Below are 14121 nucleotides of genomic sequence, written 5' to 3'. Positions count from 1 at the left end.
TCGAATTGCAAAGGATTGATTACCTTGTGGCAAAACCCACTTCGCTGCATGTAGGCCACGAGCCCCCGGTGGTGATGTCCCGTTGCCTCTAGTACTACTACTGGTTCTTGTCCCGTTTTCTGTTCCAGCACATTATTTTTCGCCGTTACTTGTGGTACGGTTCATCGTTATGGGGTCTATCGGTGAAATTATGAGAGGCACGATTGAAGCTATTCCTTCTCAATAATTTCCCAGACGAGTTCAGCAGATATATCTGCTAATAATTGGAGGAGCGCGGATTCAATAAGCTCAAGGCTAACGATGTACTTCTGAGGGAATTCACAGGCTTGGCCGCCTACTGTAATCTCAACAAACACATCTTCTTCCTCCAATGTGTTGAGAAGGTTGTGAATCGCAGTGCTTGTCTCAACTGTAACGATGAAACGTGACTACCGCCGCCGATCATGATCATGTTCTCCATGCACTGGATCGTGACCTGACTACATGTGAATCCGTCCATCCGTCGGATGACTTCCAGGCACTTTTCAAGCGATGCATGAGAATGCTCAATGGTGTCCGCAACAGGTCCTTTCCGCTGTTCCTCATAAATGGTGATCACCGATTAACACTCCTTTACGAAGCTTTTAAGATATGTCCGAGGTATCACCCCTATGTTAGAACATCATTTCGACCTGAATCAACTGCTAAATGAACTAATGTTCGTTTGATCAAGAACTAAACGTAATCAAGCATTTAGATAAAACCGAGTTTCGCAAACGCTTTAAAGCGTATTTCGTAAAAGCAGAAAAGCAGACCATCCGGTCTGCTTTTTCCAATCAGTGCGGTAATTAAAAACCTCTGCCGCGGAGTCCATTAGACGTGCATTCGAGTATGGAATAGATGAATTAAACCTTCGCAAAATGATTCATAATCGTATCGGCGGCCTGCTTATAACCGCCGGCTTGCCGTAAAGATTCACCGATGAGGGAAGCCTGCTGTTTATAAAGCGGATTGCTTAGCACTTCCGCCAATGCCTCTCTCAAAACTGTCGGGCTGAGGTTGTGTTTATCCAATGTGATACCCGCTCCCAGCTCCTGTACCCGACTGGCGACAAGGGGCTGGTCCGACGTTAACGGAATCATCACCAACGGAACGTTGTAATAAAGCGCCTCACTTGTACTGTTCATTCCGGCATGCGTAATAAAAACATCCGTATGCTGCAGCATGTCCAACTGCGCTATGTATGGCTTGACGATAAAATTGTTGGGAATTCGATCCGCCAGCGGCTCCATATCCGTGTATTTTCCTGAAGATAGAACAACATTCACCGGTAAATCCCCTAATGCTTCAAAGCAAAGCCGATAGAACTCCAAGTTTTTATTTAAAATGGTTCCCATCGCAATGTACACGGTTTGCGGGTACCGTTCACGAAGCAGCTCGAACGGGAAGGCCGGAGCATCCTGACGCGGTATGATCGAAGGACCGGCGAAAATAAAACTATCGTCCAGCTTTTCCGCCTGCGGCTGAAAATAACGGCTTGTATACACGAGCTTTAGCCGGCCTGCATGTGCCGGAATCTCTTCCATGGCCGGAATACTCACTTGAAACTCCTGCGCTAACTCACGCGTTATTTTCATCGTGGCCTCATACAGTTCCTTCGTATCCGTCTCCTCCTCATTCCAGCCTTGGTCTGCTCCCAATGGCTCCACGAAAGCAAAGGAGGCAATCGAACACACCGCCGGAATGCGCAGCTTCTCTGCAAGAATAGTCCCTCCCCAGCCCATGAGGGAATCAAAGATCAAATAATCGAACCTTTGATTTTCTATCACTCGAAGCACTTCGGGGACCATCCGCCGAATGATGCCGCCTACCATCATATAAATGAACGGATAAGGATGCTTGTACTCCTGTGGTTTTAACACCGGATCATGAGAGAAAGCATCTTGCGGAAATGGATAGGTAAGTAATTGGGCTCCGGTTTGTTCAATTCGGGAACGGTACTCCTCCGTGCACACATAGACAACATCCTCGCCATTGTTCGTCAACTGAGTGACTAATCCTAACGACGGATTCACATGGCCTTCAGCCGGAGTAATTACAACTAACACACGTGCCATCTACTCCACCTCCGAATTCGATAAATTTCCCCGCTCTTCATGATGGATTTGCTACAACATATCCGTTATCCGTTACATGGGAAGCTTTTCCTTCGCACGGCTCATCGGATGATGTGCTTGATGAACGAGTTCTGTAATTCTTAAGGATGCTAAGAAACTTATCAAGACAAAGACTAATTGGAGCGTTAGCACCACCAAAACCCCAGTAGATATGCCCCACTGTAAAGTTTCGGCCAAGGCGATTAAAGCGCCGCTTACTCCAATGCTCACTCCCATATAGAAGGAATCCACGAATTGGAGAGTCGCGGACATTTCTCCCTCTTTCTTGGGATCGGCATGTTGTAAAGCAATGGCCCCGGTTGTAGGGTTGGCTAAGCCGACACCGAATCCTGTAATCATTTGCGAGAGCAGGATGAGCATAATTCCGCCGCCTGACAAGATAAGGGCCAGGATCACAAGTACAGTTCCGGCGATCATAATCCCGATTCCCAGCATGACTCTGCGTTTTCGGCCACGACCTTGATCCCTTGCATCAAGCTTGGCTTGCAGCCACGCTGCGGCGGACCAGCTCAAAGAGCCTGCGGCTACAAGCAGGCCTGCAAACTCTGCCGAGACCCCCTTCACTTCCGTTAGTGCCAAGATCACAAAACTCTCCGTTGTAAAATAACAAGCGACATACAGCCCTCTGGAAACCAGAGTTGCGGGCAACCCTTTTTTCACCGAAAAAGTGCCTATGGGCAGCAGCTTGCGCATTAGTGGAATCATGACGAATAACCCGCCAAAAGTGAGCACAATTCCTTTCCAATCGGTTATCATACCGAGCCCGGTGAGCAGCAGCCCCGTTCCAATGGCAAGTAGAATCGCATGGATAACTTTCGAGCCGGTTGTTTGGGCTGAACCAATTTGGGCTGGACCAGTCAGAGCTTGCCGGAGCTGCAGATCACGGAAAGAGCGGAATGTTAAACTTAATGCCAATACAAGCAAGGGTAAAACGATCCAGAAAACAAACCGCCACGAGATATAGGAAGCAATAAGTCCTGCCACATAAGGCCCGATTAAGGAAGGCAGAACAAATGCCATGGAGATTGCCGCTAAGATTTGAGTACGAAGAGCATCCGGATAATGTAACGTTACACTGGCATAAATACAGGTGCTCAGGGCTCCCGCCCCAAAACCTTGAAGGGCTCTTCCGGCAATAAGCATGTGCATATCGAAAGAAACAGCCGCGACCACGGTACCTAGCACAAAAATACTAAAAGACACAAGCATGGATGTAAAAACGCCGCGCTTATCAACTTGCTGCCCCATGACCAAGGTCCCTACAAGCTGAGATAACAAAAATGCGCTGAAGATCCAACCGTATAAATGAATGCCCTGCAAGCTTTGTGCCAATTTCGGGGCAATTGTCGTAATAGCCAGCCCCTCGAAAGCTACGGTTGTCAGAACCAGCATAATACCGATCGTCAACGCCCTGTACGGAGTATCGAAAATCCCAGTCTGATTGGAGTTCGTTGTCTTCCTCACCTCCATAAATGAATGATTTTAATGGAAATAAAAACCATATTTGGCATTTCGAATATACAATAAACAAAGTACTTTGTAAAGAAAAAACTTTATTAAGTGGCATTCATAGGAAACAAGCTGATTCCTTGAACTGTTTATCGTACCGTACAGTTCCCTTGCCTTTCTAATGAAAAGCTTAACGGTAATCGAAGCATACTTTGAGATGGCACAGCCATGTTTATGTCCTGTAAGGCTTAGGGTTGAGGGTACGAACTTGCATGGTTAAACAAAAAAAGCCGCTATCCGGCGACTTCTTAACGATACATTTTATTGTCCGCCCACATGCGTCCGTAGAAGCGTTTTTATGGGCAAGGCTCGCCATTTTCAGGGGTTATAACTACTCCATTGACCTTCCCCGTCTATCCTGCTTGAATATCTTTTTTACACTCGCTTTTTATACACTCTCATCGCAAAGATATAAGCCAGGAGCAAAATCCCAACACACCACGTAAGAGCGACCCATATATCATTGCCCACCGGCTGATCTGACAGCAGCGCCCGAATGGCTTCCACGATCGCGGTCACCGGCTGGTTCTCGGCAAAGACGCGAACGGCGGCCGGCATCGACCCGGTCGGCACAAACGCCGAGCTGATAAACGGCAGGAAGATAATCGGGTAGGAAAATGCGCTTGCGCCATCCACTGATTTGGCGGACAGTCCCGCAATCGCCGCAACCCAAGTTAACGCCAGTGTGAACAGCAGGAGTATGCCGGCTACGGCAAGCCATGGCAGGATCCCCGCGGACGAACGAAAGCCCATAATCAACGCTACGAGAACGATGACGACAACCGATATGGCGTTGGATACCAGCGAGGTCAGCACATGCCCCCACAGTAAGGTGGAACGTGAAATCGGCATGGAGTGAAACCGCTCGAAGATGCCCCGCTGCACATCGGTAAACAGACGGAAAGACGTGTAGGATACACCGCTGGCAATCGCAATCAGTAGTATACCGGGCAGCAGGTAATTTACATAGTTATCCGTTCCGGATTGAATTGCACCTCCGAACACGTATACAAACAGCAGCATCATCGCGATCGGCATGATGGTGACTGTGACGATGGTGTCCAAACTGCGGGAAATATGGCGCATGGAACGTCCAAGCATAACGCCCATATCGCTAAAATAATGTTTCTTTACCGCCTCCATTTACTTCCTCTCCTTTTTGCCGACGATTGCGAGGAAGATCTCCTCTAATGTCGGCTGTTTTTCAACGTACTCCGCCTTCGCGGATGGGAACAGCTTTTTTAGCTCCGAGAGCGTGCCGTTAGCAATAATTTTGCCCTCGTGCAAAATGGCTATTCGGTCGGCCAGCTGCTCCGCTTCCTCCAAATACTGCGTGGTCAAAAGTATCGTCGTGCCGCCGGCGGCCAGCTCCTTGACGATCTTCCAAACCTCGATGCGCGACTCGGGGTCAAGCCCGGTAGTCGGCTCGTCGAGGAAAATGATCTGCGGACTTCCCACAAGGCTCAAGGCGATGTCGAGCCTGCGGCGCATACCGCCCGAATAAGTAGATGCCTTGCGGTCTGCGGCGTCTGTCAGGCCGAAGCGTTTAAGCATGTTATCCGCCACCTGTCGCGGATTTTCGAGGTATCGCAGCTTGGCAATCATGATCAGATTTTCCCGTCCGGTCAATATTTCGTCCACGGCGGCGAATTGCCCGGTCAGGCCGATCGCCTGTCGTACATGATCGGGCCTGAACACAACATCGAACCCGTTTATGGCCGCAGTTCCGCCGTCTGGTTTGAGCAGTGTGGCGAGGATTTTGACAATCGTTGTCTTGCCCGCACCGTTAGAGCCGAGCAGGGCGAAAATACTGCCCTTTTCCACCTCGAAATCAACGCCCTTCAGCACCTCATGCTGCTTGTAGGATTTTTGCAGTCCTTTTACTTGAATGGCCTTGGTTTGCACGGTTTGCATCGGATTCCCTCCCTTAAATGACTGTAACTTTTGACAAATCGGCTTCCATGCCTTTAAGAGCGGCATAGGTCAGTTTATCCATCGTTGCGCCGTCAAAGCAGATGGTTTTGATCATACGATAGTACTTCTTGGTGAAGGTAAACCCAGGCTGGAAAGAAACATTTTTAAAGGTGGCTCCCTTGAACGAAACTTCGGTTAATGCCGCTTTTTCAAACTTAACGCCGATAAACGTCTGTCCGTCAAAGCACTGCCCGCTCAGATCGGAGTGCTTGAAGTCAACCCCGTCAAATAAACAGCCTTCAAAAATCGTTTTTCTAAGATCGATCATCGATAGCGAGACGTCGGTCAGTCTTACGCCTGTGAATTTGGCTCCGGCAAGGCCCGACTTGCTAAAATTGGTTCGTACAAGGATCGTCTTATTGAAGCTTGCATTTGCCAGGTCAAGCGCGGACAGGCCGCAGTCCGTCAAATTCGCGCCGTCAAAATTGGCTTCACGTACGTCGCTGCTCTTAAACGAACTGCCGGTCAAATCTGCGCCAGAAAAGTCGGAACCGTGCAACGCGCTGCCATTAAACTGACCTTTATGGGCCGTAACGCCTGCAAAGTCGCTCTTCGCCAGGTTGCTTGCGCTAAAATTTGTCACTACTTGCCGTTCCAGCGAGCGGGAGAGGTTGGCGACCTCCAGAATCGTTTGCTCGATGTCACCGATGCTTTCAATCGTCATCTTAAACGCTGTTTCATCGTCCTTGCCCTCGGCTTTGAGTTCACTATACCGCTCCTGCAAATCGGAGAGCAGGTCGGCCTTTAATTCGATGACGCTTTTTACCCCGTCGTATGGCGTAAAAACGCTGTTCAAATAGTCCGTCAATCTCTGATTCATCCCATCAATCTCCTTATAATAAGTTTTCCAGCACGCGCTTTGCGTACTCCCAATTGCTTTTGTTGCGGGTGTAAGTATCCTTGCCCTTTTCGGTAATCCTAAAATACTTGCGCCGTCCGCCCTGCGATTCGTCGCCCCAATACCACTCGATATCGCCGTCTGCTTCAAGCCGCCGGAAACTGGAGTACATCGTGGCTTCCTTCAATTCATACTCGCCGTCCGAACGCTCGGCAATCAGTTTGACAATCTCGTAACCGTAATGATCAGCTTCGGACAAGAGCCGTAAAATCATCGTATCCGTATGTCCGCGCAGCAGGTCGGATGTGATCTTGTTCTCGCTCATTTAATCACCTCCACACTTTGTATGATAAGACATATTACTATGACAGTCAAGGTAATGTTTTAAATAAAATACTTTGTCTTAAATAATTCATGTATCCACAGCAAAAAACCGCGCAGGACGCGGCTTTCTTGGGAGTTATTTGCGATGTCATTCAATTCAAACCGATAAATAAAGAGAAGTGATAATAAGCGAGACCGCCCCATTTCATTAGGGTCTGTTACTTTCGACTTTTGAGGAACTGCTCGATGAGAGACCCTTTTGTCCTCTGACAGGAGTTTCCTAAACAGCAAAAAACGGCATTTCTGCCGTTTGCGCTTCTCGAATGCCGCTCGTGCACCCGATCCGGACGCTATGTGTTGTTGATAGCGGTCCGGTTATCTTTTTCTCGGCATCGGATGCAATGGCGCATGGCGCAGCATCGGGTACGTGGCGAATAACGCAGCCAGACTCACCGCCCCGACGCATGAAGCGATCGCCATCGCACTCATCTTGAAATTCGACATCCAGTCGAACAAAGCGGAAATAGCGCCTCCATAATAAAGAAAGATGCCTGTGACCGTTACGATCATGAACATGATGACGCTGCGGATAAATCCTAGCCGATACACGATGGCATAGCCGAAAAAAGAAAGACCGAAGCATGCCATGCCCACCATCAGATCGATCCACAAATAGGCGAAGAAATGGTACTCATCCAGAAATAACCTTGCGGCATGCAGAATGCCGGCTTCTACCGAATTCCGTTGATAGATCGTGACTAGCGCGTATTGGCAGATGTTCAGACACAAGACGCTGAAAATAACGCCCCCTATGCCCACGCCGTAGTAAGCTTTAAGGAATTGCTCGCGCGTGCTTCCCATTCCGATCGATATCGGAAAAAGGGACTTGAATCCGAAGAGCCCGAAACCGGCGAAAAAGAAGTACGCAGGCCCGGATATCGCGGCAAGCGTTTCCCGATTGAGGTCAAAGACCAAGCCGATGATGATCCATACGATCGTCAACGGAACGGTAATGAACAGCAGCATAAGTTTGACAAAATACCAGTTCACATCCTCGTATATCAATCGGAATACAGCGCTCCGTGCGTTCATATGTTTACCTCCGCATCTTCCGTTATATTCAGCAAATAATTTTGCAAGTCCGCTTTCTCAATGGAAAGTCCATAGGCTTGCGCTTGCTCTTTCCATTGCTTCGAATAGGGGGCGTCGAGCATCACCTTGATTTTCGATCCCAACGCGCTTTGCTCCAGCACTTTGTGACCGTCAATAACGCTTGTCACCGCGCTTCGTTCGCCAGCCAACCATATGCCATGCTCGCGGAACTCGTCGATCGGTTGATGATGAAGCAGCTTGCCCTTGTGCATAACGATCAACGATTCGCAGAGCGTTTGGACTTCTTCAATATGATGCGTCGAAATCAGAATGAGACGAGGCGATTCCTCATGGCTTTCCCTTAATGCCTCATACAGCTTTCTCCGCATCCCGGCATCCAGGCCGTTCGTCGGCTCATCGAATATCGTTACGTCGGCGTGGCTAGATAACCCGATAATAAACTGAAGCGCAGACTTCATCCCTTTGGACAGTTTGGCTACTTTCTTCTTGCGGTCCAATCTGAAAGTTTCGACCAGGCGGTCTGCCGTAGCTTGATCCCAGTTGGCATTGAAATATAGACCGAAACGAAGCGCATCCTGCACCGTCCATATCGTGTTGAACGGATGATCCTCCTGCATGTAGCAAACATGCCGAACTGCCGCCGGGTTACCGTAAGGTGCCAAGCCCATAACTTGAACCGTTCCGCCGTGAGGCCGTTGATGACCGGCCAGTAATCTCATCAGCGTTGTTTTGCCGGCCCCGTTGCGTCCCCACAGCCCCGCAATCACCGGCTCCTTTTCCTCGAACGATACTTTTTCGAGAACGGGAACGTTATCGTATGAATACGCCACTTCGTTTACGTATATCATCATTACTCCTCCTCCAGAATCAATTGAACGACCGATTCCTTGCTTAATCCGATTCTCTTCGCTTCTTCCAACAAGGGAAGGACGAACTGATCGCGATAGTGACGCTGACGTTCCTTCAACAATTGCAGCTTCGCTCCGCTCTTTACAAACATGCCTATCCCCCGCTGTTTATAAATTATCCCTGCATCCACCAAAGCCTGAAGACCCTTGCGTACTGTTGCCCGATTGATGTTATAGAAGCGCGACAATTCATTTTCGGAAGGAATTTGCTCCTCTTCGTTTAATTCGCCCCCCACAATCTCGTCCATGATCATTTGGGCAATCTGTTGAAAGATTGGTTGGGATTCATCCAATGTCGGTTTCATCAAGGACCTCTTTTCTCTAAAGAACGATTGTAACGTTGAACGGTTGGTTACTCGTGTATCCAACTATACATGAATTTGAATTCATTGTCTATAACCGCTGCGCCCCAAATAAGCGAAAAAAAACCCTCTACCTCATGAAGAGGCAGAAGGATACCGAATGCGCCCGCCGCTAAATCGGCGATGCGATATATTAGGGCTTACTGAATGATCAACTCAACACAAAAATGAATCCGGAGGTTGCGCTCCAAATTCATGACCAGGAATTGTTGAGCAATTACGGTTTGGCTGGTCTTCGCAAGGCGCGCTTGAATACGACCAAGCCCGAACCTTCGCTTGGTCTCACCGAACTTGCTCTCCATTTTGTTTTGCTCGGACTGCCTGTTCGTATTATGAGGTCACCAGATGTTACTGGTCGACCTTATTTTATTATGGTCGTAAGATTGCGGTAGCCGGGGATCGAACGTTTCTGCCCGTGGGACTCGGATCCCGAGAGCTATTCCGTTCATCCCCCTACTTGTTACACCGTGATAAGGCTAGTTGGGGCAAATCAGTAGGTTCCGTTTACTCGAAAAGAACCAATAATTTAACAAAACAGAAAAAAGTATGGAGTAGATCCCTAGCGCAATCTACTCCTCTTTTTCTTACCCCCGTCACGCAGTGCTTCGTTAAGCGGTCGGGATCCTGTATAACTGCGATTGGTTGTGATAACCGCTATGAAGTCTGGATGTCTGCATATAATTTCGGTGGAAAGATGGATACTGCCATCCAACTCCAATTCAGTCATCCATTTCTTCTCCTATCCGTCATGATGCTGGACCTCTCTCCGCTTTTCTTCTTTTCTCAACAATAAGAGGGAGCAGAAGAATCGCACCGACAATAATCAAACCGCCGCTCATCGCATATACGGCCAGCAGGGAAAACGTATCCTTCAGATAGCCGGATATGAACATGCCAATCACCATCATCCCCATGAAAACAGGCATGATCGCTCCCGATACCCGGCCAATAAATGCCCCTTCCGTGTTCCTCACAATAAGAGTCTGGATTCCGCCTTGAATACAAGGGTAAAACAAACCGTTGATTACCAAAAGAACAATTGTCAGCCAAATTATCGTAGACGCGCCTATTCCAATCGTACAGACGGCGGTGACAAGCAAGCCTACCATGAGCAACAGCTGCGGCTTCACCTTTTTGGCTATTCCTACGATGACAACTCCGCCTACCAACATGGCTGCCCCATTGGTCATAACCAACCACTGCAGAATTTGTTTGTCCTGTCCCAAATTCTCAATGACAAGGAAGATCTGAAGCGGCTGAGTCAGTCCTGATGCCAATCCGACAACTGAGAAAGTCAAGCAGAGTGTTCGTAAGGATTGATTGGACTTGATATAGCGCAGCCCGGCCTTTAACTCCTTTATGAAGCCGCCGGCATCGCCAGATTTCGGTTCCTCCGTGTCATGAGGAAGCGTCGCTAATATAAGGGAAGACCCTAGGAACAGAACTGCCGTCAGGATCAGCGATACGTTAATTCCAAACTGTAAGAAAATTAACGTGCCGATGACCGGACCTAAAACTGTAAAGACAGCGACAAGAGTTTGGGACATTGCCATCACGCCCTGCAATTGTTCAACTGGAACATGCCGCTTGTACAGTTTCATAGCCGAAGGCTGAGAAAATTGAGACAGGCTGGCGGAAATAAATGTTCCGATGAGAAGTGCAATCCATCCACCATTCATGAGGGCAAGCAGCACAGCCCCTACGGACAAGGCAGACAGTAGATCGCTCCAAACCATTGTCCGCTTCGGCAGCCTTCGGTCGGCAAAGGTCCCGCCAATAAGGCCGAATAGGAAGATCGGAGCGAATTCCGCAACCGAAATCAGTGAGACATAAACCGGATTATTATTCGTCAATTCGCTAACCAAAAGAAGAACGGCAAAATTCCGGATCCAAATTCCCAATTGTAGCAGAACTCGGGAGAGGATAATCGTTCGAACATAACTATTAGAAAACATTTCGATACCCCGTATCCTTTAAAATTTTTGATAATGTGCGCAAACGTTCGCTGATCATCTCGTCGTCGTCCCTTTGCAGGCAAACCCGGTCGATGACAGGCTGCCGCGGTTCATATACCTCTCCTCTATCGTTCCATTGAGCGAATCCTAATGAAAAGATTTCTGTCACGGCAACAGGTTTATGTTTTAACGTAATTGATATTTTCATTTCCTCCCCTCTTTCCGTTTACTAATTTACTAATTTACTAATTTACTGCTACATTTTATCTTGGATTTCATCGATAGTCAACCCGTTTTTTACCAAAAGAAGTGCTTGCGAAAAGGAATGCAATCCGCTTTTTATATGGCGGTACCCTAGCATCATTAAGTTAAAAATGCTATTTCTAAAGATAAAAGCGCGTTATCCTTTTCTTATATCAAATAGAAAGGATGACGCTTTTTTATGAATGACCGACGGGAACCGAAATCGTAACGGGCGACACCACCGGCCACCCAGTTTGGATAAATGATGAATAATAATTATGGTCAGTTGTACTTAACGATACAAGTTCTTGTCCTCCATCGGAAAACGATGCATGTTCTTGTCTTTGACTTGGGATAAGAACATGTATCGTTAAAACAAAAAAAGCCGCAACTATGCGGCTCCTTTACGTTATAATGACTTGAGAGCACTGGGAACTCAACTTGGCTGCTATTCAATGACCTTTGTCTTCATTTCTCTCAAGCCGCTGTAAAAGGAAGCAGAGAGCCCGACTGGCCCTCCGCCGATAATCGTAACGTCAAACAATTCTTCATGGATCGCCTCTATGGGGCAAGTAGCGCTTTCTATCGCGCCAACATGTTTTTCATAATGGTCTTAACCCCCAACTCGATTCCGAGCGGTCCACCTGCTGCGATCGAGCTGTCTAACGCATACATCCGCTCATTCTTGACTGCGTTCAACGATTTCCATGCGGAATTGCTTTCCAAATCTTTCAGATAGCCTTGCAGCTTTTTCGAAGACCCGCCAATATCCGCAACAAACATATAATCGGGGTTCATTGCTGCCAGCCCTTCCAGGGAAATCTGCTCCCCTTTGGTCGACATATTGACATATTGGCTTGGCGGCTGTAAAGCAAGACCGCTTTCCTTGTTGAAAACAAATTGTGTCGTAAAGCCCCAAAATAGCTTGTCTCCCAGCATAATGACGCCAAACGTCTTGTCACTGAATTTTTTCAACTGTTCTTTGGAATCCGTGATCAAGGATTCAATCCGTGTAATTTCTGTCTCTGCCTTTTGCTCTTTGCCGAAAATTTTTCCATATTCCCGCAGGGCTCCCTGCCAGTTGTTCTCATTGCTATCCACCGTAATAACCGGGGCGATTTTCTCCAGTTGGTCTCCATAACTGCCGTACCGTGCCGAAACCATAATAATCAGGTCGGGTCCGACTTCCAGCAACTTTTCTAGATTGGGGTTTGTCATTGAACCGATATCCGTTATTCGGCTCGATTTGTAGGGTGCCAACGACTCCCATTCGTCCAAAACATTCAAATCTGTCGCTGCTGCAGGAGCTTCATCCAGCAAAAACATATGCTCGAAGTTACGGAAGAACAGGAGCGCTACTTTCTCCGGTTTTTTTTCAAGCACGATTTCACGACCAAGCGTATCTACGTACGTTCTCGGCCATTGGCCTGCTTCTTTCTTGGTTTCTTCGGCTTTTTCAGATGCTCCTGCCCCTGCTTGATTATTGCCAGGCTCCGGCGTTCCAGCGCATCCCGCTAAAATACCTGCCAAAAGTACAAACGATAAGACCAATCTTATGACTGTTTTCATTCTGACTCCTCCTATGTAACGTAAGTTTTGCTTGACTAATCAAACTATGGTCAGTGTAGCAAAACGCATTTTAGATAGGAATGGGGCCATCCTGAATTCCATATGGATTATTCCTGAACCTCCCGCGGAATTCGGCCGGAGAGATACCCACCTGTTTTTTGAAAATACGGCTGAAGTACAACGCGTCTTCATAACCCAAACTTTTCGCAATCTCGCCAATCGGTGCGTCATTCGCAAGCAAACTCTCCTTCGCCCGATTCAGACGGTAGGCCATCAAATACTTGCCTGGTCCCATCCCCGTATGCTTTTTGAAGACATAGAACAAACGATTTTCATTGATGTCATTTTGTTCAGCCAAAGCACGTACGCTAAGTCCATCCATATAGTGCTCATGTATGTACTTCGATACTTGCTCAAATAGCGCTTGTTCTCCATCATTGCTTTGATTGCGGGCACAAACAAACAGTTCTTCCAGGACGCAACGGAAGAGCGTCTCTGTCTGAAAGGTCGAGATTCCGCCGGGTTCTCTCGATGAGCGCCACAATAGCTCCAACAATTCCAAAAGGCGGGGGCTTTGCCCCGTGTTCAGTTGAAAATGCATGTTGGACAAGCAAAAACTAGACGGCTCTGGTGCACAGATTCGATATAAAACAAGCAGATATTCCCATTTCGTATCACCAAGAACACTTCGGTTCAATGGCATTCGTGCCCCGCCGTGAACCGCGTTACCCGAAGTCAGCGTATACACTTTGCCGCTGAAATCAAAATCGGCCTTGCCTCTCAATGGGAAAACAAATCCCGGAAAAGGCTCCGTATAATCATCACAGCTCATCCCCGGATCCCGCATATATCGGCAGACTTGCTCTACTCGAAACGAGGTGCGCGCAAAATGCTCTGCAAGTTTGTTAATGTCCATATTCTCTTACCTCCTGCAATCAAGGCCATGACTACATGTGACTGTACGCTCCCTGCCGACCGGCAATCACATTTATACATCGGGGGCGAGCACACTTCGTTCTTTTAATTGAGATTGAGAATCATTCTTATTATAATAACACTTTCTATGCACGAAAGTGAAGCTATGTCCCAAACTATTCCTTGTGCAAGCGATTGGATTAGAAGCACAGGTACATTGTTTTCTTCTGTCTTCATTTTTTTAAGCACAACAAA

At 47.8% G+C, this 14121-nt stretch carries 14 protein-coding genes and 3 pseudogenes; all 17 read right to left on the bottom strand.

Annotation, left to right across the window (positions count from 1 at the left end; genetic code table 11):
* Positions 1-209: 209 nt before the first annotated feature.
* The 17 genes and pseudogenes from AC2TF6_RS13935 to AC2TF6_RS13855 all read right to left on the bottom strand — a co-directional run bounded on the left by AC2TF6_RS13935 (position 210) and on the right by AC2TF6_RS13855 (position 13867).
* Entirely contained in the window at positions 210-356 is a 147-nt protein-coding gene (locus tag AC2TF6_RS13935; RefSeq protein ID WP_491311526.1) for a hypothetical protein, read from the bottom strand.
* 528 nt (positions 357-884) lie between these two features.
* Entirely contained in the window at positions 885-2096 is a 1212-nt protein-coding gene (locus tag AC2TF6_RS13930; RefSeq protein ID WP_491311525.1) for a macrolide family glycosyltransferase, read from the bottom strand.
* Positions 2097-2168: 72 nt separating this feature from the next.
* Entirely contained in the window at positions 2169-3548 is a 1380-nt protein-coding gene (locus tag AC2TF6_RS13925) for an MFS transporter (protein ID WP_491311654.1), read from the bottom strand.
* 492 nt (positions 3549-4040) lie between these two features.
* Complete coding sequence (locus tag AC2TF6_RS13920; protein ID WP_491311524.1) at positions 4041-4808, bottom strand: ABC transporter permease; 768 nt, start codon at positions 4806-4808, stop codon at positions 4041-4043.
* On the bottom strand, positions 4809-5579 hold the full coding sequence (locus AC2TF6_RS13915; protein WP_491311523.1) for an ABC transporter ATP-binding protein: 771 nt from the start codon (positions 5577-5579) through the stop codon (positions 4809-4811).
* Between the two features lie 13 nt (positions 5580-5592).
* Positions 5593-6459, bottom strand: coding sequence for a pentapeptide repeat-containing protein (locus AC2TF6_RS13910; RefSeq protein ID WP_491311522.1), 867 nt, complete (start codon positions 6457-6459; stop codon positions 5593-5595).
* A gap of 13 nt (positions 6460-6472) precedes the next feature.
* Positions 6473-6802 carry a PadR family transcriptional regulator gene (locus AC2TF6_RS13905; RefSeq protein WP_369998815.1) on the bottom strand — a complete coding sequence of 110 codons (330 nt, stop codon included), beginning with the start codon at positions 6800-6802 and terminating at the stop codon, positions 6473-6475.
* A gap of 374 nt (positions 6803-7176) precedes the next feature.
* Positions 7177-7893 carry a hypothetical protein gene (locus AC2TF6_RS13900; RefSeq protein ID WP_491311521.1) on the bottom strand — a complete coding sequence of 239 codons (717 nt, stop codon included), beginning with the start codon at positions 7891-7893 and terminating at the stop codon, positions 7177-7179.
* On the bottom strand, positions 7890-8762 hold the full coding sequence (locus tag AC2TF6_RS13895) for an ABC transporter ATP-binding protein (protein WP_491311520.1): 873 nt from the start codon (positions 8760-8762) through the stop codon (positions 7890-7892). Before AC2TF6_RS13895 ends, AC2TF6_RS13900 begins: the two co-directional genes overlap by 4 nt.
* Before the next feature lie 2 nt (positions 8763-8764).
* Complete coding sequence (locus tag AC2TF6_RS13890) at positions 8765-9127, bottom strand: GntR family transcriptional regulator (protein ID WP_491311519.1); 363 nt, start codon at positions 9125-9127, stop codon at positions 8765-8767.
* Between the two features lie 197 nt (positions 9128-9324).
* Positions 9325-9498, bottom strand: a pseudogene (locus tag AC2TF6_RS13885) (transposase); the annotation flags it as partial.
* 278 nt (positions 9499-9776) lie between these two features.
* Positions 9777-9902, bottom strand: a pseudogene (locus AC2TF6_RS13880) (AAA family ATPase); the annotation flags it as partial.
* Between the two features lie 28 nt (positions 9903-9930).
* Positions 9931-11139, bottom strand: coding sequence for an MFS transporter (locus AC2TF6_RS13875; protein ID WP_491311518.1), 1209 nt, complete (start codon positions 11137-11139; stop codon positions 9931-9933).
* Positions 11129-11347, bottom strand: coding sequence for a hypothetical protein (locus AC2TF6_RS13870; RefSeq protein WP_491311517.1), 219 nt, complete (start codon positions 11345-11347; stop codon positions 11129-11131). Before AC2TF6_RS13870 ends, AC2TF6_RS13875 begins: the two co-directional genes overlap by 11 nt.
* Before the next feature lie 486 nt (positions 11348-11833).
* Positions 11834-11938 (bottom strand): annotated as a pseudogene (locus tag AC2TF6_RS13865) (thioredoxin reductase); the annotation flags it as partial.
* Positions 11939-11964: 26 nt separating this feature from the next.
* Positions 11965-12951: an ABC transporter substrate-binding protein gene (locus AC2TF6_RS13860; RefSeq protein WP_491311516.1), complete on the bottom strand. Its 987-nt coding sequence runs from the start codon at positions 12949-12951 to the stop codon at positions 11965-11967.
* A 70-nt stretch (positions 12952-13021) separates the two neighbouring features.
* Positions 13022-13867, bottom strand: a complete 846-nt coding sequence (locus AC2TF6_RS13855; RefSeq protein WP_491311515.1) for a helix-turn-helix domain-containing protein — start codon at positions 13865-13867, stop codon at positions 13022-13024.
* Positions 13868-14121 lie beyond the last annotated feature (254 nt).

It is taken from the genome of Paenibacillus sp. JNUCC 35 (assembly GCF_058269095.1).
The sequence above is the reverse complement of the archived record's forward strand: the minus strand, read 5'-3'. Positions and strand labels throughout refer to the sequence as shown.

Bases quoted from the DNA above. Each gene is read 5' to 3' on its own strand.
- AC2TF6_RS13930 (WP_491311525.1), bottom strand. From the start codon at position 2,096: ATGGCACGTGTGTTAGTTGTAATTACTCCGGCTGAAGGCCATGTGAAT.
- AC2TF6_RS13925 (WP_491311654.1), bottom strand. From the start codon at position 3,548: ATGCTGGTTCTGACAACCGTAGCTTTCGAGGGGCTGGCTATTACGACA.
- AC2TF6_RS13920 (WP_491311524.1), bottom strand. From the start codon at position 4,808: ATGGAGGCGGTAAAGAAACATTATTTTAGCGATATGGGCGTTATGCTT.
- AC2TF6_RS13915 (WP_491311523.1), bottom strand. From the start codon at position 5,579: ATGCAAACCGTGCAAACCAAGGCCATTCAAGTAAAAGGACTGCAAAAA.
- AC2TF6_RS13910 (WP_491311522.1), bottom strand. From the start codon at position 6,459: ATGAATCAGAGATTGACGGACTATTTGAACAGCGTTTTTACGCCATAC.
- AC2TF6_RS13905 (WP_369998815.1), bottom strand. From the start codon at position 6,802: ATGAGCGAGAACAAGATCACATCCGACCTGCTGCGCGGACATACGGAT.
- AC2TF6_RS13900 (WP_491311521.1), bottom strand. From the start codon at position 7,893: ATGAACGCACGGAGCGCTGTATTCCGATTGATATACGAGGATGTGAAC.
- AC2TF6_RS13895 (WP_491311520.1), bottom strand. From the start codon at position 8,762: ATGATATACGTAAACGAAGTGGCGTATTCATACGATAACGTTCCCGTT.
- AC2TF6_RS13890 (WP_491311519.1), bottom strand. From the start codon at position 9,127: ATGAAACCGACATTGGATGAATCCCAACCAATCTTTCAACAGATTGCC.
- AC2TF6_RS13875 (WP_491311518.1), bottom strand. From the start codon at position 11,139: ATGTTTTCTAATAGTTATGTTCGAACGATTATCCTCTCCCGAGTTCTG.
- AC2TF6_RS13870 (WP_491311517.1), bottom strand. From the start codon at position 11,347: ATGAAAATATCAATTACGTTAAAACATAAACCTGTTGCCGTGACAGAA.
- AC2TF6_RS13860 (WP_491311516.1), bottom strand. From the start codon at position 12,951: ATGAAAACAGTCATAAGATTGGTCTTATCGTTTGTACTTTTGGCAGGT.
- AC2TF6_RS13855 (WP_491311515.1), bottom strand. From the start codon at position 13,867: ATGGACATTAACAAACTTGCAGAGCATTTTGCGCGCACCTCGTTTCGA.